10 protein-coding genes are annotated in these 20,431 nt (G+C 59.2%); 5 read left to right on the top strand and 5 right to left on the bottom strand.

All coding sequences use genetic code 11. The features are described from left to right. Position 1 precedes the first annotated feature (1 nt). The 3 genes from CPA59_RS07210 to CPA59_RS07200 all read right to left on the bottom strand — a co-directional run bounded on the left by CPA59_RS07210 (position 2) and on the right by CPA59_RS07200 (position 12,517). Positions 2-4,318, bottom strand: coding sequence for a beta-ketoacyl synthase N-terminal-like domain-containing protein (locus CPA59_RS07210; protein ID WP_107758962.1), 4,317 nt, complete (start codon positions 4,316-4,318; stop codon positions 2-4). Between the two features lie 147 nt (positions 4,319-4,465). Next, positions 4,466-11,392: a type I polyketide synthase gene (locus CPA59_RS07205; protein WP_107758961.1), complete on the bottom strand. Its 6,927-nt coding sequence runs from the start codon at positions 11,390-11,392 to the stop codon at positions 4,466-4,468. Between the two features lie 147 nt (positions 11,393-11,539). Then, on the bottom strand, positions 11,540-12,517 hold the full coding sequence (locus CPA59_RS07200) for a hypothetical protein (RefSeq protein WP_159077927.1): 978 nt from the start codon (positions 12,515-12,517) through the stop codon (positions 11,540-11,542). Positions 12,518-13,212: 695 nt separating this feature from the next. Here CPA59_RS07200 and CPA59_RS07195 point away from each other — a divergent pair. The 5 genes from CPA59_RS07195 (at position 13,213) to proP (ending at position 18,732) form a co-directional block, all read left to right on the top strand. Continuing rightward, positions 13,213-14,340, top strand: a complete 1,128-nt coding sequence (locus CPA59_RS07195) for an ABC transporter permease (RefSeq protein WP_049854999.1) — start codon at positions 13,213-13,215, stop codon at positions 14,338-14,340. Positions 14,341-14,349: 9 nt separating this feature from the next. Next, complete coding sequence (locus CPA59_RS07190) at positions 14,350-15,069, top strand: ABC transporter ATP-binding protein (protein WP_038918426.1); 720 nt, start codon at positions 14,350-14,352, stop codon at positions 15,067-15,069. Beyond that, on the top strand, positions 15,066-15,995 hold the full coding sequence (locus CPA59_RS07185) for an efflux RND transporter periplasmic adaptor subunit (RefSeq protein WP_049855000.1): 930 nt from the start codon (positions 15,066-15,068) through the stop codon (positions 15,993-15,995). Before CPA59_RS07190 ends, CPA59_RS07185 begins: the two co-directional genes overlap by 4 nt. Positions 15,996-16,055: 60 nt before the next feature. Beyond that, positions 16,056-16,769, top strand: a complete 714-nt coding sequence (locus CPA59_RS07180; RefSeq protein WP_107758959.1) for a 4'-phosphopantetheinyl transferase — start codon at positions 16,056-16,058, stop codon at positions 16,767-16,769. A 457-nt stretch (positions 16,770-17,226) separates the two neighbouring features. Next, positions 17,227-18,732 (top strand): glycine betaine/L-proline transporter ProP, encoded by a 1,506-nt coding sequence (proP, locus tag CPA59_RS07170; protein WP_107758958.1) that lies wholly within the window; start codon positions 17,227-17,229, stop codon positions 18,730-18,732. Between the two features lie 103 nt (positions 18,733-18,835). Here proP and CPA59_RS07165 read toward each other — a convergent pair whose 3' ends face one another. Both CPA59_RS07165 and efeB read right to left on the bottom strand, forming a co-directional pair. Beyond that, positions 18,836-19,063, bottom strand: a complete 228-nt coding sequence (locus CPA59_RS07165) for a DUF1272 domain-containing protein (protein WP_038660434.1) — start codon at positions 19,061-19,063, stop codon at positions 18,836-18,838. 50 nt (positions 19,064-19,113) lie between these two features. Next, entirely contained in the window at positions 19,114-20,427 is a 1,314-nt protein-coding gene (gene efeB / locus CPA59_RS07160) for an iron uptake transporter deferrochelatase/peroxidase subunit (RefSeq protein ID WP_107758957.1), read from the bottom strand. Positions 20,428-20,431 lie beyond the last annotated feature (4 nt).

The raw sequence follows: 20,431 nt of genomic DNA, 5'->3' as shown, positions 1-20,431 counted from the left end.
GTCAGCTTCCCTGGCTTATCGGTTCGGCCGCGTCAACCTGAAGCGGCGTGGTGTGAGGGTGGGTGGCGGCGGCGTCCGACGCGTCACGGCTGAATCCGGCGCCGAGGTTGTCGCACAGCCCGATGACATTGCCGCGATACAGCATTTCCACAATGAACGTCAGCGCGATGTCTTCCAGCGTGTGTCCATCCGCCGCGTAGCGGGCGTTGACGGATTTGCAGGTCAGCCGGTAGCGCAGTACGTCGCGCTCGCACTTCACTTCACCGCGGAATCGGGCGCTGTAGTGGTGGTCGCACAGCGTGCGCGGCGTCAGGTGCGGCTGCGAGTTAAGCCCCAGATAGTGCAGGAACACCTTGACCATCTGCTCGCACCCTTCCACCAGGAAGGTGCCGGGCATGACCGGGTCATTCTTGAAGTGTGCTTTGAACACAAAGTGATCCGGGTCGATATCCACCTCGCCCAGCATCTCGCCCAGCCCGAATGCGCCGCCGTCGCGTGACATCGACACCACCCGGTCCAGCATGCGGGTATGCGGGTTGCAGATGTGGCCGATTCCCGGCCGGGCGTAGGCCGCGCCGAAACAGGCGGCGACGTCGCCCTGCAACAGCGCCGACACCTCGCGGTCCGACAGCGCGGTCTTGTCGCAGCGCAGCGGCGGCGTAAACCGCGTGGACGGGATCGTCTCGCGGAAGTAGGCGGCGGTATCCAGATGCTTGGCGCGCGCCATGTCGCGGGCGCTGAAGAAACCGGAGTTGGCTACCAGCTTGAACACCAGCCGGTCATCGACGTAGCAGAAATACTCGTAACCGATCAGCACCACCCCGCCCGCTTTCACCACCGAGGTGATGTTGACGCGGCCGCGCAGGGTTTCGCCCGCGACGGGCATCTCGCTGTAGACCGTGGTCTGGCTGTCCACCGCGCGGTAGCACAGTTGCCCCTTGAACATCATGTCGCAGCCGATGACGGTAAACGCCACGATCATGGCGTGAGACGACTCCAGCGACATAAACGCCGGGGCCTTGCCGTCCACCACGTACCAGGCATCGGGGGGAATATCGTATTCCCACTCGATAAAGCCCGGCTCCAACCGGTCCTTTTGCGCCGACAGCGCGGTAATGCGCGACACGAACAGGTAAGGCGGCGACGGCATACGGGTGCGGATCGGGTAGCTGTCCGCTTCCTGATATGCCTCGCCCAGCACACGGGCGATGCTGCCGTCGGTCAGTTCCAGCAGCTGTTGATAATCCAGCACCGGGCGCGGGCGCACCGGCGCGGACGGCGCCAGCTCGACGCCCAACTGGCGGGCGATCAGCCGGTGAAAGGTGTTTTCCAGCGTCAGATAACGCAGTTGGGTGTAAGCGTGACGCCACTGGTGCGCGGTGTCGTGCGGCACCCGCGAGGTGACGCTCAGCGCGACGGGCGGCAGCCGGGTAACCGGCGCGTTATCCGCCAGCGCGGCAAAACGAGCGATCGCCGCCTCGCTCAGTACAATCTCTTCCACCGTCTTATCGCGGCCGGTAAAGACGCTCACATTCAGCGATACGCTGGCCGGCGACGCAATATGGCCGGCGCTGGCCCGCCGCCCCTGGGTCGGCTCCCGCAGAATCAGATGACTGTAAGCGCGATCGACGCCGATGTGGCTGATGGCCGCCCGACGCGGTCCCTGCGCCGACGTCGGCCAGTCAGCCCCTTGTCGCGGTACCTGTAGCCCTGACCCAGAGGCGGCGGCGCGCAGCGGCTCGGCCAGCGTGAAGTCCGGCACCCCCGGCAGGTATGCCTGCGACAGCTGCAACGCGGCTTTGATGATCCCCAACAGCCCGCTGGCGGCGGACAAATGCCCGTAATGCGCTTTCAGCGTGCCCAGCGTCAGCGGCGTGGCACGATCTTCGGTGCGGTAAGCCTGACGCAGCGCCGCGCACTCGGCCTCCAGCTCGCCGGGGCGGGCGCCGGCGTACGCTTCCACATACGCCACCTGATGCGCGTCGCATCCGGCCGCGGCCAGCGCGGCGGTCATGTTTTCCGCCAGCGTCTGTGCCGCAGGCTTGAACGGCAGCGAACGGTTCGGCGCATGGGCGATCGCCAGGCCGTCCACCAGCGCGTAAATCGCGGTGTCGTCGCGCAGCGCATCCTGCTCGCGTTTGAGTACGACAACGCCGCCGCCGTCGCCCACATCCTGATTGGCCTGCAACGATTGGTGGTCCCACAGGACATTTTCCACGCCGCCGGCAAAGCTACAGCTGGCGATCAGCACCGCGTCCACCTGCTGGCGCGCCAGCATGAACTGCGCCAGTTCGATGGCTTTGAACGGCGCGCTCTCCTCGCTGTACAACGAGAAGGTCGGCCCGTTAAGCCGCAGGTGAGCGGCCAGCCGCGACGCCACGATATTGCCGATGCCGCCGGTAATCCCTTCCGGGTACGGCGCCGGAAACAGCCCGTCGCGCACGATGCTTTCCAGCGCGGCCTGATCATCGCCAGACAGCTCGATGCCGCAACGTTGCAGGCTTTGCGCCAGTTGCCAGCCGATTTCATTGCGCGCCTGATAGCGCAGACAGCCGTAGTCCACGCCGCCGGCGACGATCACCGCGATATTGCGGCGGCTGCCGTCCAACGTATAACCGGCGTCCAGAAAGGCGCGCTCGGCCACCGGCAGCAGAAACAGATGCGACAACAGGTGCGGGCCAACCACATTCGGCGGCAGCTTGAAGTGTTTACAGTCAAAGTCGAAACGTTCGATATAAGCGCCCTGCGGCGGCTGAGACACCCCGCGCTGTGCCAGCACGTCCGGCCGCTGTTCCATGCCGATCCAGCGGGTGCGCGGCAGGTCGGTAAAGAACTGCTGGCCCTGCTTTAGCGCCTGCGCCAGTCGTTCGTTCTGCTGGGTATGCGCCAGGTGTACGCCGATGCCGACCAACGCCAGCGGTTGCTGGACCTGCGCCGTCGGGGATGACGCGGCATGCCGGGCGCGCAACCCGGCGTGGTCTTCGCTCACCACCAGATGGGCATTGACCCCGCCGAAGCCAAAGGCGTTGATGCCGGCACGCTTCGGCCTGCCGGTGGCGGGCCACGCGCGGGTGCTGCGCACCACATGGTCCAGCGTCAGTTTGCCTTCCGGGGTGTTGACCAGCTCGGTTACGCCGGGCGTCGCGGGGATTTGACCGTGGTTAAGGGACAACACCACCTTCAGCAGGCTGCCCATGCCGGAAGCGGTCAGCATGTGGCCGTTGTTGGCCTTGTTGGCGCCGATCAGCGGAAGCGCGCCGTGGGCGGCGAAGAACCCTTCCACCGACGCCAGCTCTACCTGATCGCCGACCGGGGTGCCGGTGGCATGGCATTCCAGATAGTCAATGCGGGTATCGCCGTCCGGATAGGCGCGCGCCAGCGCGGTGCGCTGCCCCTGAATATCCGGCACCAGCATGTGCTTGGCGCCGGCGTCATTGGACAGCCCGACCGACTCGATCACCGCGTAGACGGTATCGTTATCACGCACCGCATCGCGGTAACGTTTCAGGGCGACGATACCGGCGCCCTCACCGGCTTTCAGCCCTTCCGAGGCGCGGTCGAACGGAATCGAGATCCCCTGTTTGGGGAACGCCTGCAGCACGTTGAAGCCGTGATTGATGTAAATGTGATCGGCGTGGCACACCGCCCCGGCCAGCATCAGGTCGGCCTTGCCGCTTTCCAGATAATCCGACGCCAGTTTGATGGCGTACAGCGCCGACGAACAGGCGGCGTCGAGGGCGAAGCTCGGCCCGGCCAGCCCCAGCGCCAGCGCCGCCACGGTGGCGTTATGGCCGCCGGTGATCAGGTTGGCGTCATCATACGCGGCCGGCGGCCAGATAGCGTCAAACCGGAAATCCGGGCGATGGAGCAGCGTCTGAATATAGGGCTGCAGCAATTGATGATAAAAAGGCGTCATCAAACGTTTTACCGCATGCGTCGGCATGCCGATATTACCGATAATTAACCCGGTTTTTTTCAGGAGTGCTTCATTATGGCGATACCCGCTATGACTCAGCGCCTGTTCTGCGGCATACAGGGTCCATTTAAATAATGCATCCAGAGAATTCAATTCGTCGGGCGATAAATAATACCCCTCGGAATTAAATATAAAATCCCTGACATAACCGTTGCGATTGTAATTAATCTTATCGGCAGTGCCTGGCACCGGATGATAATAATTATCCGGCGACGTTCCCAACTCCTGTTCGGACACAGGCGAGGCGCTATCCTTCTGCCGGCATAGGTTTTCCCAGTACGCCATAGGGTTATCCGCGCCAGGAAACAGGCATCCCAGCCCAACGATGGCTATCGGTTCCATGAAAACATCACTCCTGAATATCAGCCGGGGGGATCCTGAATATGCTCGCGCATGCCCTTCATCTTTTAAGTCGCAGCCGCTTTGGCTGCAACTCGAAATCTATTGGGTATCTATTCAGGAACCGGTTGGCTCGATTTAATTAAACGGTCATTTATTTGCGATGACGCTCTCGGCCTGCGAATAGCAGAATAATTTCCTTAATGCTGATGACGCGGTAAATTCCACCTGACTTAACCGGCTGTAAATCTGTCCCTGTTCATCATGCAGGACGATATCGGTAATAAACGACGACAGCGTTTGTTTAACGATACGCATCGAGGCAAAGAACGGCACACCGGCCGGTACCGGCGCAAGATGTTCAATGCGGCCAATGGCCGACGGCAAACCGGCCTTGTCGGAACGCAGCATCAGCCACATCAACGGCAGTTGCAGGCCGACGTCATGGACGAAGAAATCGAACGCCGTGGTGGCGAATTGCCCGGCGGTCGTCGCCTCCGGCAGCCGGCAGAACAGCGTCAGGCCTTCATCGTCAATGCTTACCCGTTCGTGAATGCCGCGGAACGCTTCGCCGTGAAACAACAGGCTGCCCTGCCGCATATCGCCGTACACCGGCTGCTCCAGCCCGGTTCGCTGGTTCAGATCCACCGTCACCCGCTGCTGTTGCGAAGCCGGCGCCTTGATGCCGAGCGTCAGTTTCGCCTGATAGTGTTTCTCGCCGTGATCGTTGAGAATCACCATCTCCAGCGCCAGCGCCTCATCGCCCGGCTGATAGCCGGCGGCGGGCTGCCACTGCACCTGCCAGTCCTCGCGCTGGCTGCCGTCAAACACGATGCCTTTCAGTACCGAAAAGGCGTCCACCGCGGTCACCCGATAGCCGGGGAAACGTTCCGCGGCGACGTGCGACATCCAGGCAATCGCCGCCGTGGCGGGCAGTACCGGCTTATCGTTGATGACATGGTGCAGCAGGAACGGGTTATGCTGCGCCAGCAGATGCCGCTGTACCGTTTCCCCCGGCCCCAGCGCCTTGACCGCCTGCACCGCCCGGTAACTGGCGCCGCCAATGGCGACCTGCCGGGTCGCGCCATCGCGGAACTCATCCAGGAAGCGGCGATACCCTTCCGCCGCCGGGATGATGATCATGTTTTGCGCATCGTAAGCCCGCTTCAGGGTGTCGTTGACCATCCCCCCGTCCCACGGTCCCCAGTTGATGGCGCGCAATACCGGACGATGCTTCCCGGCCAGCGGCAGCCAGCTGAACTTGTTGAGGATCTCGTTTGCCAGCGCATAGTCGGTCTGCCCCGCGTTGCCGAAGAACCCCGACACCGACGAGAACAGGATTACCTGGCGCAGTTGGCCGGGTTCCACCACCTGCAACAGGTTTTCCAGCCCGCGCACCTTGACGTCGAAGACCGAACGCAAGTCGCCCAGCGTCTTCTTCTCGATGCGTTTATCAGCCAGATTGCCCGCGCCGTGAATGATGCCGGTCACGGCGCCATACTGCGCCGCGATGTCGGCGAGAATAGCGGCAAGCTGGTCCCTGTTGGTGATATCGCACTGGCGGTACACCGCTTTCGCCCCGCACTGTTCGATAGCCAGCAGCGTTCGGCGCACCTCGTCGTTGTGCTCCAGTCCGCTCAACATGGCGCTGATTTTCACCGGCGTCGGCTGCACATGCTGCTGTTGCAGGCTGGCGATGGCCGCGGCCTTCCTGGCCTCCGGCGTCTGTGCGCCTACCGCCCATTCCGGCAGCGGCGCGTCGATGTCGGTTCGGCCCAGCAGAATGAACGTGGCGGGTACGCCCTGCGCCAGCGCCTGCACGCAGCCGGCGGTAATGCCTCTGGCGCCGCCGGTGACGACGAACACATCCTGTGCCGTCACCGCGCTTTCGCCCGCCGTCAGCGCGGCGGCGGCCGGGCGTAATGCCAGCGTCATGCGCTCGCCGCCCGCGGGCCGACCAACCTCGCCGATCGTCTGGTTGCTATCCTGCAACTCTTCGCAGACGATGCGCGCCACCGCCTCGTCGCCCAGCGACGCGGCGATATCCACCGTGCGGCAAAATACCGATTTCCATTCGATATTCAGCGCCTTGGTCAGGCCGGTAACGCCGCCGGTCACCACCGGCAGCATCTGGCGCTGTGCGGTGCCCAGTTCACCGTCCCCGCGCGCCACCACCAGAAAATAACCGTTGTCGGCCTGAGTCAGCGACGGTTGCAGGCGGCGGGCCAGCAGGAACAGCGTCTCGACGGCGCTGTAGTCCTGCGGCCGGAACACGTCCCGCAGCTGTTTGACCGCCGGGCGCGCCGCCTGCAGGTAAATCACGCCGCCAATGGCGCCATGCTGCGCCTCCAGCGTGGTGATGGCGTCGTCAAGCGCCGCCTCGTCCGGCTGGACCAGCGTCAGCGCGGCGCTGCTTTTCTTGCGTTTTTTCCCTTTCGGCGCGGCCGGCGACACCGTCATCCATACGGTACGCTGACCGTGTTGCGCCAGTTGCTGCAATAACGCCGTCGGCGTTTGCCCCTCTTCGTCGACAACCAGCCAGGTTCGCGCTGTCGCAAACGCCTGCGGCAGGCGATCCGGCAACGGTAACGGCTGTTGAACGACGTCATAACGCCCGACGCCATACGTGTCGGCAACCGGCGTTTCGACGATCGCGGCGTCAACGGTAGACGCGGCGAATTGAGCTGTGGTCGGCTGAATCACACCAGTAGCGCGTGATTCAGCTAGCGGCTTTTTTACCGTATTGTCCACCGTGGTGGTGGTGACAAAGCCCAGCGAACGCAGCGTCGCCTCAGAACCGGTATCGCGGCCGTCTTTGGCTTCCGATTCACGCAGGTTGTCTTCCACGAAGAACTCTCGCGCCGACTCGCTTTCACCCTCTGGCGTTCCGCCGCCGCGAATATCGGCGATAATTTCCGCGATCATGCCCATGAAGAAATCGGACATTTTATTGATGTTGCTGAGGGCTTCGATATCCAGCGTTTCCAGATCTTTGTTCTTGGAAGCGTCGTGATAGACGCCCGCATCAGCGGAGAAGGCATCGAACATCGCGCCGAAGATTTCCAGACGCTTGATGGAGTCGATGCCCAGATCGGCTTCCAGATCCATCTCACCGTCAATCATGTCCTGCGGATAACCGGTGCGGTCACTGACGATCGCAATCAGTTTGGCGGTGATCTCTGCCACCTGGATCGCCTCAAAACGGGCGACTTGCTCTTCTTCTTCCGCCGTCAGTACCTTAGCGGCTGGCGCAGTGGCGGCGGCTGGCGCAGCGGCAGCAGCAACAATCGGCGCGCTGTCCTGAACCGCAGCCGGTGCGGCGGCGGGTGCGGCGACCGGCGCCGGGCTAGCCGTCACCACCGGCTCGGGGATGGCAGGCAGCGATGGCGCGCTGGCGACAACCGGTGCAACCGGCGTTACAACAGCCGCCGGCACCGGCGCGGCAACCGCGGGCGCCGTTACCGGAACGGCGGTGACGGACAGGACGTTGTTCCCTGATACTGGCGCGGCAATTACCGCTCGACGAGGTTGCAAGACCGCATTGTGATTATCGTTTACGTCAAACAGATCCTGCTGGGTGGCGAAATAACGCTCATGATTGGCGTGGTACAGCTCCAGATTTTTGTTCAGCAACTGAACGCTCTGGCCCAGACTGGTCAGCATATGCGGCAGGTTCTGGTGATCGGGATATTTGTCCAGCAAAGTGAACTGCTTGTTCAGCAACGACTCCAGCAACGAGATGTACTCCTTCTGGTTGGTCTGGAATTGCTGATGCAGTTGACTCATCACCTGCTGGGCAGTTAGCAGGCCGTGCAAATTGCCGTTATCGTGACTGTGCGTCAAGGGAGCCTTGTTTTCCATTACAGTATCTCTCTCTGAGGTAGGTAAAGATGGTTTTCCTGTTTCCTGCGTCCTTGAAGCAGGCGCCTGGGGGGCGGGTACGGATGTTGCCGACGGGCCGATGCCGGTCTTCAACGTCTCGGTCGGTAGCACCGCTGTTTGGGGAGCCGCTGTTTTTAAAACATCTGTTTTTAGAACGTCTGCCTTTAAAACCTCGGTCTTTAACACATCGGCACTGGGACTGACATTGGCGTTGGGACGGGTATCCGCTTTCGGCGGGGTAGCAACGGCGGCGCGCTGGGCGATGAACTGATCCACGACGCGGGTATCGCCATCGCGCAGGGCGTTCTGGCGACGGGCGCGGTTTTTCGCCGACAGGAAAAAGCCGCCGTTCAAGCGCACGCTGACGCTGCTGCGTTTACGCGACGGCAGCGGCGCCGGACGGGCATAGCGATCGAAGGCGGTCAGCGGCAGCCCTTCAGCCACCAGACGCGCAATCGCCCGGGACAGCTGTACGCGTTCTTCACCCTTGTCGCTGGTGTTGAGCGACACCACGCTGTGCGGCCGATCCTTGAGAATATCCGCCACCAGTTTGCCAAGAACGCCTTTCGGGCCAATCTCGATAAACAGCCGCCCGCCTTGCTGATAGAGGGCTTCGATGGTCTGGCGGAACAGCACCGGCTGAATCAGTTGGTTAGCCAGCACCTCGGTGATGGCCGCCGGCGTATCGGGATAAGCCTGCGCCAGCGCGGTGGAATACAGCGCGCCGTGCGGGGCCTGAAAACTCACCGCCGCCAGCTTCTGGCGAAACGGCGTTGCCGCGGCGGCGATGTAGCGGGTATGAAACGCGGCCGAGACCTGCAACAGGCGGCAATGGACTTTTTTCGCTTCCAACTGCTGGTGCAATTGGCGGATCTGATCGCTGGCGCCGCCAAATACCACCTGAGAAGACGAGTTGTCGTTGGCGATGACGATATCCGGATACGCGGCCAGAATGGCTTCACGCTCGGCGGCGCTGAGCGACGCGGCCAGCATCGCGCCGGCATCCTGATTATCCCCCGGCTTGCTGGCTAACGCCGCCGCTTGCCCGCGAGCCAGCGACACCCGGTAAAAATCATCATCCGACAATGCGCCGGCGGCCCACAGCGCGGTAACCTCGCCGTAGCTATGACCGCAGAAGAAATCCGCTTTGAATCCGATATTCTTCAACAAATTGTAGTAACCGGCGCTGATGGCGCCGATAGCCGGCTGGGCGTTGGCGGTTTCCGTCAGGCGTTGCTGCTGCTTCTGCCGTTCAATATCGTTAAATACCGGAATCGGGTAGATAACCGGAGAGAGCGCGGGCAGGTTATCGTCCTGCGCCAGGGTATCGAGCGTTTCCAGCGTCTGGCGCAGTTCAGGAAAATCCACGGCCACGCCGCGCCCCATGTTGACATACTGGGAGCCCTGCCCCGGAAACATCGCGACTACCGTTCCCGCCGTCGCCTTCGCGCGCGGCTGATAGTAAATACCGGCCGGATGCTCCCACCCTTGTTCGCGCTGACGGGAGAGCTGTTTGATCGCCGAATCAAGGAACGACGCCACCTGTCCGGCATCCTCCACCACAAACAGCAGTCTGGCGTGTGCCGCCGGCAACGCTTCCGGATCCTGCTGTCGGAGGTGTTCGCACAACATGATGTCCGGCGACGACGCGGCAACCTGCGCCGCAGCCGCCTGGCAGACGGTCAGCAGCGCATCGGGCGTCTCGGCCTGGAACAGCAGCGTGGCGGGCAGGTCGTTGAGACGGTAGCGCCCCTGCGGCTCGCGCTCATACTCTTCCAGCACCGCATGGAAGTTGGTGCCGCCAAATCCAAAAGCGCTCAATGCGGCGCGACGCGGGGCATTATTCGCCGGACGCAGCCAGGGGCGCGCATCGGTATTGGCATAGAAGGCCGAGTGCTTGTCGGCCACCGCGTCACACGGCTGTTCGACGTTGATGGTCGGCGGCAGCACCTTGTGGGATAACGCCATCGCCACCTTGATCATCGACGCCGCGCCCGCTGCGCAGCGGGTATGACCGATTTGCGACTTAACGCTGCCAAGCGCGATCGACTTGGGCGCCAGCGCCATCTCGCCGAACACCGCGCCGAGGCTTTTCAGTTCGGTGTTATCGCCAGACGCCGTACCGGTACCGTGCGCCTCCACCAGTTGGATATCCGACGGCGCGATCCCGGCACGCTGGTAGGCGCGATGAATCGCTTTTACCTGCCCCTCGTAACGCGGCGCGAAGATGCTTTTCGCCCGGCCGTCGCTGGACGCTTCCACCGCTTTCAGCACCGCGTAGATCCGATCGCCGTTCAGTTCGGCATCTTCCAGGCGTTTTAGCACCAGCATCCCGACGCCGTCCCCCAGCATGATGCCATCCGACTGCTGATCGAACGGGCGCGACAGGTTGCTTTTGGAGAGCGCGGGGGTTTTGCTAAAGCACAGGAACGAGAAGGCCGAGTTCTCCAGATTGACGCCGCCGGTCAGCACCGCGTCGCAGCTGCCGGATTGCAGTTCGCCCACCGCCGACTTGATAGCGGCCAGGCTACTGGCGCAGGCCGCATCCACCATGTAGGAGGTGCCGCCGAGATCAAAGTAGCTGGCGATACGACCGCAGGCCACATTGCCCAGAAAACCGGGGAAGCTGTCTTCATTCCATTCCAGATACAGGTCGTGAACGCGGTTAATCACCTCATCGGCAACCGCTTCCGACAGCCCGGACTTGACCATGATGCGGCGCAGATAAGGCGCTTGCTGGCGGGCCGCCAACGAGAATGAGGTATTGCCGTTACCGCTCCCGCCCAGAATCACGCCGATGCGATCGCGGTCAACCGAGCTGCCGTCCCCAACCAGACCGGCATCCTCCATCGCCTGTTTGGCAACGTACAGCGCAAATAACTGCGCGGTGCCGATAGAGTCGACAATCGCGGGCGGAATCTTAAATTCCACCGGGTCAAAATCAATCGGCTGAATAAAACCGGCCTTGTAGCCGTAGGTTTTATCCGCCTGCGTAGGGTCGGGGTGATAAAAATCGTCTTTATACCAATAATCGTCTCCCGGCAGGGTATCGATATCGGTAATGGAACTCCTTTTCCCATTTATATTGCGCCAAAAATCATGCAGGCTGGCGGCATCGGGGAAATGGCTGGCCATTCCGACAATCGCAATATCACTCGACCCATTATTCAGGTTCAATATATCTTTCCCTAACATATATTCCCTCTTACACGAAGGCGTGGTCAGCCCTGGGCGGCATGAAATCATGCGCCTTATTCCGACCGGCTCCATTGCTAATCAAAGTTGAAGTTTATGCTCAGATGCCACAGTCATAAAAAAGTCAAAAACTAAAACAACGCCCATTCATTTCTTTGACAAAACCTCGGTTCTACCTCGCAGCATCCCTATGATAACGCCGATAATAGCGGCTATAGCGGCGACGACGATTTCAAGCGCTATCACCGAAAACATATTGGTTATGGTAAATGGGAAATACTTCACGATAATGAATATGCTCGCCACCACCGCGGCGCTGAATGCATGCAGAATGAAGTACATTGACCACTCATCCAGTTCATCCTCATCGTCGAAATGCAACATCCCTATTCGGGTGTCAATCACAGCCTGCTTTTTCGCAATATGCGTGATCCATATTGATATTATCCATGCGGTTCCCCCACAGCCGAAGGCAATGGTTTCCACATCCAGATTCGTTTGCTGGTGATAGTATTTCCATGAAATGAAACCCACCGTTAACATGGCGATAATCACCCAGGGAATAAAATAATTCACCACCAGGTGTTCGTCGCTAAACGCCTTATTTTCATTGCGCTTCCCGGCGAGCATCTGTTGCTGATACCACTGTTTCACCCTTGGAATAAAGGTCTTGTAGATCAACAGTATCGATAAAAAAACACCCCAGAATAGGCTACCGATCGCCAGCAGCGGAATCGCTTTATACCGCATAGATACAGTGTGATAAATCACGGAGGAAATTATCATCACAGGAATAGAAATCATCACCGCGGCAATAGCCAACCTGGCCCATAGCCTGGCCGGGCGATTATTTACAGGCAGGGAGGCTTGCGCCAGCGGCAATGATGGAACCGTACCGGTAAGACGGCTAATCTCCTCCAGCATCAACTCAACGGTAATGGAGAAGACGGCAATCATCGGAAAGAAAACACAGAATAGGATAAAGTGTATTCCTTTATCGGCATCATCACTGGCTGCGGATAGAAAGAATATAATGAAGAATATTGCCAGTTCGATAGCCACACGGATAAAGACAGCAATAGATAACCTAAAATTAATAATTCCTTGTCGCATAACGCTATCCATAAACATCTCCAGAAAAACCACCATCCCAGAACGGCATCAATTAACTGAAAAAATCATGAGCGTTTTTAATATTTAAAACACTGTTTTAGTTATTGAGTTTTGGATTGATTTAATTTTGATGACTTACTGTATACAGCAGCAATAGCACCTTTTCAAACCAGCCAGAAAGTAGAATCAAAAATTATCAAAATTATAATAATCATCCATTTAGGCGATAACCCCGTCCGATACGGACATAAAAATTTAAAAACAACCAAAAAATAGAATAAAAATCCAAAAAGATATAAAAAAACAGCTCATGTTACCGATAATTGTATAACAAGCCACTCTTGATAAAACCTTGATAAAAGATTCATGAATAATTGATAGAGTATTCACAGAAACAACAAGGCAATGGGTGCTTACAATATCTTTACATTCAGTTATATTTGAATTGATTGATAACAAATAGGTGTGTTATATAAAGTCGATGAGGTTTAAATAGCTAGAAAGCGTGCTATTAAATAATTACTACAACCGAAAATTAAGTTGTCTGGAATAATGAATTCTGACATATCTATATAAAGGGCGTTCGGATCGATTGATCTGTTCTGATCGATTGCTCTGACGGATTCTCTGACAGAGATTCTCCGACAGGCGCTAAGCCGCGCGCGTCTCTGCGTTTATTCTTGTATTTAGACAGAAAGGATTCTGTGATGCTTTCTCTTGCACGGTCGATTCTCATCCATGAATGGCGGCGCTTTCTGCCCGCGGTACTGGCGGTTGCTTTCTCCGGCTTGCTGGTGGTTGTGCAGTTGGGACTGTTGCTCGGCATGTTCGGCGCAGTCAGTGTCTATATTGACCGTTCTTCCGCCGATCTTTGGGTCGGCTTCCCCGATACGCAAAGCATCGATCTGCCAAGGCCGATTTCAGAAAAAGTTGAAAACACCTTACTGATGAATCCGGAGATCACCGCGGTCGAGCGGCTGTCGTGGACGCTGGGCGACTGGCGGCGGCCTGCCGGCGGCAGGATTTCAGCGGTTATCATCGGCATAAATCTGCAGCCGAACGCCATGACGTTCGCCAGCCTGCTGACGCCGGAAAAGAAACAACTGCTGCAGGTGCCGGGCAATCTGCTGGTGGATATCAGCGATCTCGACAAACTGGGCGTGAAGGTGGGCGACTATACCGAACTGAACGGCAAGCGGGTGCGCGTCGCGGGTACGGTCAGCGGCATGCGGTCAATGGGCGGCGTCAACATCATCACCTCGCTGTACACCGCCCGCACGCTGGACCCGGCGCTGCTGAAAAACAACCTGGACTATTTTCTGGTCAAGATCAGAAACCCCGCGGACGCCGAGCGCGTACGCGACCAACTGCAGCCAACCGGTGAAAACCGCCGCTTCCAGGTCTGGACCGCGCAGGAGTTTTCCGATCAATCGGTCGGCTACTGGATCTTCGAATCAGGTTCGGGCAGCGGCTTTCTGTTTTCCTCAACACTGGGCTTCGTCGTCGGCATCGTCATCACCAGCCAGACCCTGATGGCGGCCATTGTCGCCGCACTGCGCGAATACGCCACCTTACGCGCTATGGGCGTCCCCACTCGCGCGCTGCGCAAGGTAGTGCTGGAACAGTCGTTCTGGATTGGCGTGACCGGGCTGTTGCTGACCACCCTTATAACGCTGGCGCTGTCGGCCGGCGCCCAGGCGCTGTATGTCTCTTTTACGCTGCCGTGGCCCGCGCTGATCTTCCTGTACGGTCTGGTGATGACCATCACGCTCTTATCCGGACTGATGGCGCTGCGGGCGTTGAACCGCGCTGAACCTTTCACCCTGTTACGTTGAGACAAGCGGATGAGCACAACCATCACCATAAACGCCAGACACGTCAGCCACAGCTTCACCACCGGCAAGGTCGTCCAACCCGTGGTGAAAGAGGTGGATTTGCAGATTGCCGCCGGTGAACTGACCCTGATTATCGGCCCTTCCGGCTCGGGCAAAAGTACGCTGCTGGCGATCCTGTCCGGGCTGCTGCGCCCGCAATCAGGGCAGGTGTTTATCAACGGGCAGGACATTACCCAATATCACGATCGCGATCTGGAAAAATTCAGGTTGCATCATTGCGGCTTCGTATTTCAGGGCTTCAATCTGTTCGGCGCGCTGAACGCGTTGCAGAACGTGATGCTGCCGCTGACTTACGGCGAACAGCTTTCGCAGCAGGCGGCGAAAGAGCGGGCGTCCGCCACGCTGGATGCCGTGGGGCTCAGCAATCGCAAAACGCTCTACCCCGCCGAGCTGTCCGGCGGGGAAAAGCAGCGTGTGGCGATTGCCCGTGCGTTGGTCAAGCACGGCCAGTTCCTGTTCGCCGATGAGCCCACCAGCGCGCTCGACAAGCATAACGGTCAAATTGTTATCGACACATTGCGCCACATTGCCCACCAGCAGGGCTCCACCGTGGTGGCGGTGTCTCACGATAACCGTCTGATTGAACACGCCGACCGGGTTATTACCATCGAAGATGGCCGTATCACCCATGATTCCGGCTCTTCACTTCACGGAGTTTCACTGACATGAAAGTTATCCACCTGGCCAGTAGTCTCGTCATGGCATTGGCGCTCAGCGCCTGCGACGCCGAAAAACCGTCGCCGCCGGCAGCACAGTCCGCCCCCTGGGTCGCCATCGCCAAAGGCTACATCAGTATCGAAGGCGGCATGATCAGCATTGATGCGCCGCGCGCCGGCATCATCAAGCAGATCCTGGCGGAAGAAGGCGATGAAGTAAAAAAAGGGCAGTTGCTGGCGCAAATCGATGATAACGAGGCGGAGCTGTCGTTGCGGCAGTCGTTGACCTCGCAGGAGGAAGCCACGCAGGATGTCGCCACCAGCAAAACCAAGCTGGAGATTGCCGAACGGGAATACCGCCGGGTGCTGCCGCTCGGCACTCAGGTTATTTCCGATCAGTCGAAACAAAACCTGAAGGACCAGATGTCGCTGGCGCGCGAGGATCTGGCCGGCAAAAAAGCCGCGCTGGAAACGGCCAAAGCCAAGGTGGCGTCCGCCCAATTGGAAGTGGACAAGTTCAAGGTTCTCGCCCCTGAAAACGGCAAGATCGTACGGCGATACGCCAAACCGGGGGAAGGTTCCTCCACGCTCAATGTGACCCGCCTGTTCACGCTGGCGCCGGATGCGCCGCGCATTGTGCGCGCGGAAATCGAGGATATCTTTGTCGATAACGTACGCCCCGGTCAGTTGGCCGAGGTAACGCTGGAAAACAACGAGAAAAAGGTCTATCAGGCCAAAGTGCTGCGGCTTAGCGAAGTCTTCGGTCCCAGCGTACAAAATACGGACGATCCGACGGCCAAACAGGACACACGGGTGATTGAATGCGTGCTGTCGCTGGATGCGCCGAAGATCAAACTCGGTCAGCGGGTGATGGTTAAAATCTACCCGTTGGGCACGGTGCCGCCCGTCGGCACTCCCGCACCGGCCGCGGCGCCATGATATTCACAGTGCAAGACATTCACAGTGCGACATTCACTGTGCCATGACATTCGCAGCGCCATGACAATATTATTTGCAGCATTGCCGCACGCGTTACGGCGTCATCTTTACTTCGCCAGCCAGACGATCGAGGTCAGCGACGCCGCGCAGACCCGGCTGCTCAACAGCGGATTAACGCTGCCGGCGTCGCTTAACCGCGCCGTACTGAAACGCCGGGTGGAATTTCTGTCGGGGCGCGCCTGCGCGCGCGAGGCGCTGCGACTGGCGGGATTGACGGTCCCCGATTCGCTGCCGATTTCGCCCCATCGCCACCCGGTGTGGCCGGTCAACATCGTCGGCTCCATCAGTCACTGCAACCAGTTGGCGTTTGCCGTCGTCGCCCGTCGTCAGGCGTTGCACAGCGTGGGGATGGATATCGAGGAGTGTATGACCGAAAGCGCGTTGGATAGCGTGCGCGCGCTGATCGCCAAGCCGCAAGAGCTGCGCCTTGCGGCCCAGACAGGGCTTGCCGAGACGCTGGCCGGTACCCTGCTGTTCTCCGCCAAGGAGAGCCTGTTCAAAGCCCTGTTCGCCGACGTACAGCGGATTTTCGATTTTTCCTGCGCGCAGTTAACCGACTGGCAACCGTCGCGCCAGTGTCTTCAACTCACCCTGACGCAATCCCTTAGCCCCACTAACCCGCTGGGGAAACAGCTCTGCTGTTACTACCACTGTTTTGACAATCACGTTCTGACACTCTGTCTTGAGCCCCAGCCCGGCCTTGATCCGGCTTAAAACCCGGCTCAAACCGTGTTTTGCTTTCACGCGCCCGCGACCTGTTCCGTCCCCGGTGTGGCAGGCGTCATACCGCCTGCACCGGCCTCACGTCACAAGCATAAAAAACCAGTAAAATGCCAGTTAGTACATATTTAAATCCAGACAAACGGCGTTTAATTGTCATTAATTTTTATAATATCAATTTTTATGATATTATTGATGAATTCGTGCATCGCCGACCCCAACACTGCATCAACGCAGCGGCGAGATACGATCTGATGCTCAAGGGGGAGAATGAGACGGTGTTGCGCCACGCTGCAGGCGCGCCGACGTGAATAAACGTTTTGCGGGCTGATGTCCGACACACCCTCACCACACTACCCAATAGCACCTGACGTCATACCCGGCAAGACGGTGTTTTTCCCCACGCTTCACCTCCCTTTTCATGTCACGATAATAAAAGGTTAGTCACTTTATGAAATTGAAGAGAAAACGTGTAAAACCTATCGCGCTGGACGATGTCACCATCATTGATGACGGCCGTTTGCGTAAAGCCATTACCGCCGCCGCGCTCGGCAACGCCATGGAGTGGTTCGATTTTGGCGTCTACGGCTTCGTCGCCTATGCGCTGGGCCAAGTGTTTTTCCCCGGCGCCGATCCCGGCGTACAGATGATCGCCGCGCTGGCGACCTTCTCGGTGCCGTTTCTGATTCGCCCGCTGGGCGGCGTGTTTTTCGGCGCGCTGGGCGACAAATACGGCCGCCAGAAAATCCTCGCCATCACCATCATCATCATGTCCATCAGCACCTTCAGCATCGGGCTGATACCGTCGTACGAACGCATCGGCATCTGGGCGCCGATCCTGCTGCTGCTGGCGAAAATGGCGCAGGGGTTCTCCGTCGGCGGCGAATATACCGGCGCGTCGATCTTCGTGGCGGAGTATTCGCCCGACCGTAAACGCGGCTTCATGGGCAGTTGGCTGGATTTCGGCTCCATCGCCGGGTTTGTGCTGGGCGCCGGCGTGGTGGTGCTGATTTCCACCATCATCGGCGAACAGGCGTTTCTGGAATGGGGCTGGCGTCTGCCGTTCTTCCTGGCGCTGCCGCTCGGCATCATCGGCTTGTATCTGCGTCACGCGCTGGAAGAAACTCCCGCGTTTCAGCAACACGTGGAAAAACTGGAGCAGAACGATCGCGACGGGCTGAAAGCCGGGCCGGGCGTCTCTTTTCGGGAAATTGCCACCCATCACTGGAAAAGCCTGCTGGTGTGCATCGGGCTGGTGATCGCCACCAATGTGACCTATTACATGCTGCTGACCTACATGCCAAGCTACCTGTCGCACAGCCTGCATTACTCGGAAAACCATGGCGTGCTGATCATCATCGCCATCATGATCGGCATGCTGTTCGTGCAGCCGGTGATGGGCCTGCTCAGCGACCGCTTCGGCCGCAAACCGTTCGTGGTTATCGGCAGCGTCGCCATGTTTTTCCTGGCGGTGCCGAGCTTCATACTGATCAACAGCAACATTATCGGTCTGATTTTTCTGGGGCTGCTGATGCTGGCGGTGATCCTGAACGCGTTTACCGGCGTGATGGCGTCAACCCTGCCCGCGCTGTTCCCGACGCACATTCGCTATAGCGCGCTGGCCAGCGCCTTCAACATCTCGGTGCTGATCGCCGGCCTGACGCCAACCGCCGTCGCCTGGCTGGTGGAGAGCAGCCGCAATCTGTACATGCCGGCGTACTATCTGATGGTGATCGCCGTTATCGGCCTGCTAACCGGTCTGTTCATGAAAGAGACGGCCAACAAGCCGCTGAAAGGCGCTACGCCGGCTGCTTCCGACCTGTCGGAAGCGAAGGAAATTTTGCGGGAGCACCACGATAATATCGAGCATAAAATCGACGATATCACGCAGCAAATCGCTGAACTGGAAGAGAAACGCAAGCTGCTGGTCGCCCAGCATCCGCGGATTAATGAATAGTAATGAAGCGTGATGCGCGCCCGCCGGCCATACGGTCGACGGGCGTTTTTACGTCAGCGACAGACTATCAATAACCAACAACAACCAACAACCAACAACCGCGCTAACGGGCGAGCACCCGCCGGGTCGACGCCGGGTTATTGATGAGCTTTTCCGCCGGTCGGATCGGCCGGCGAACCAGCTCGCCGCCGCAGTTAGGGCAGCGACCGTTCAGTTTCTCCTGCGCGCAATCGGCGCAGAAGGTACATTCAAACGAACAAATCCGCGCCAGCAATGAATCCGGCGGCAGATCGACGTCGCAGCATTCACAATTAGGCCGCAATTCCAGCATGATGGCGCTCCTGTTTTCAGGTATCAACCCAGTTTATAACCCTGCCTGACTTACGCCGTCAACAACCCGCTCGCCAGCCAGTCGTCGGCATTTTTCACCCCCGGCAGCACGAAGAAATAACCGCCGCCGATCGGTTTGATGTACTCCTCCAGCGGTTCGCCGTCGAGCCGTTTTTGCACCGTCAGGAAGCCTTTTTCCAGGTCGGCCTGATAGCAGACGAACAGCAGCCCCATATCCAGCTGGCCGGAATTGGATACTCCCAGCGAGTAACTGTAGCCGCGGCGCAGCATCAGATTGGCCTGGGTTTCCCGCGTGCGCGGGTTAGCCAGACGAATATGCGCATCCAGCGGAATCACTTTGCCTTCCGGATCCTGACTGTAGTCCGGCTCGTCATGCTCATGAGCCATGCCCAGCGGCGCGCCGCTGTGTTTTTCCCGGCCGAAAATGGTCTGCTGCTCCCTGAGCGGCGTGCGGTCCCAGAATTCGACATGAAAACGGATGATGCGCGCCGCCTGATAGCTGCCGCCCACCGTCCATGCCGGTTCGCCGGACGGCGCGCCGACCCACAGGATCTGGTCCATCAGCGTATTATCGCCGGTATTGGGGTTAGCGGTGCCGTCCTTGAAACCCAGCAGGTTGACGGGGGTTTCCTGGCCTTTGCTGCGCGCCGCGTGCGCGGAAATAAACCCTTCCCGCTTCCAGCGCACGCTGAGCAGGTCCGGCGTCTGCTTGATGATATCGCGCAGCGCATGCAGCACCGTTTCGTTGGTGTTGGCGCAGATCTGCAACAGCAGGTCGCCATGACACAGACTGGCGTCCAGCGAGTCGTTGGGAAAGCGCGTCATGCGCTGCAGTTTCAACGGCTTGAGCGCCTGCAAACCAAACCGCTCGTCAAACAGCGAAGCGCCGACCGATACGGTGATGGTGAGATTATCCGGATAGATTTCCGGCCCCATGATGCCGGAATCCAGCGGCGGCAGACGCGGGTCGACGTCCGGCACTTTGCCGCCCTGCGTTAAAAACGCGATACGCTGGGTCAGCAACTGGAACAAGCGGGTCAGATCCGGTTTGCTGGTCGCCAGCACATCGAACGCCACCAGCATCATCGCCGCCTGTTGCGGCGTGACGATACCGGCCTGATGCGGACCGTAGAACGGCTGTTTTTCCCAGCGTTCATCCTGCGGCGCCTGCGGCTTGTCCTCCGCCTGCGCCAGCCGGTCGGCGCCGAGCGCCAGCGCGCCGCCCATCATCCCCAGCCCCTGCAACAGCCGGCGGCGTGAGGGGGAAGCGATGTCCGGCTGTGCCGGACAAGCGGAGGGGTGTGAGGAATGCGGCCCGTCCTGCGGGCCAGTGGTATCACTCATGATA

This window comes from Dickeya sp. Secpp 1600, from assembly GCF_003049805.1.
In the GTDB taxonomy this organism is placed as follows: Bacteria; Pseudomonadota; Gammaproteobacteria; order Enterobacterales; family Enterobacteriaceae; genus Dickeya; species Dickeya fangzhongdai.
Note: the sequence above shows the minus strand (reverse complement) of the source record. Positions and strands in the feature narration are given on the sequence as shown.

Coding starts and splice junctions, on each gene's coding strand:
- CPA59_RS07210 (WP_107758962.1), bottom strand. CDS start 4,318: ATGGAACCGATAGCCATCGTTGGGCTGGGATGCCTGTTTCCTGGCGCG.
- CPA59_RS07205 (WP_107758961.1), bottom strand. CDS start 11,392: ATGTTAGGGAAAGATATATTGAACCTGAATAATGGGTCGAGTGATATT.
- CPA59_RS07200 (WP_159077927.1), bottom strand. CDS start 12,517: ATGGATAGCGTTATGCGACAAGGAATTATTAATTTTAGGTTATCTATT.
- CPA59_RS07195 (WP_049854999.1), top strand. CDS start 13,213: ATGCTTTCTCTTGCACGGTCGATTCTCATCCATGAATGGCGGCGCTTT.
- CPA59_RS07190 (WP_038918426.1), top strand. CDS start 14,350: ATGAGCACAACCATCACCATAAACGCCAGACACGTCAGCCACAGCTTC.
- CPA59_RS07185 (WP_049855000.1), top strand. CDS start 15,066: ATGAAAGTTATCCACCTGGCCAGTAGTCTCGTCATGGCATTGGCGCTC.
- CPA59_RS07180 (WP_107758959.1), top strand. CDS start 16,056: ATGACAATATTATTTGCAGCATTGCCGCACGCGTTACGGCGTCATCTT.
- proP (WP_107758958.1), top strand. CDS start 17,227: ATGAAATTGAAGAGAAAACGTGTAAAACCTATCGCGCTGGACGATGTC.
- CPA59_RS07165 (WP_038660434.1), bottom strand. CDS start 19,063: ATGCTGGAATTGCGGCCTAATTGTGAATGCTGCGACGTCGATCTGCCG.
- efeB (WP_107758957.1), bottom strand. CDS start 20,427: ATGAGTGATACCACTGGCCCGCAGGACGGGCCGCATTCCTCACACCCC.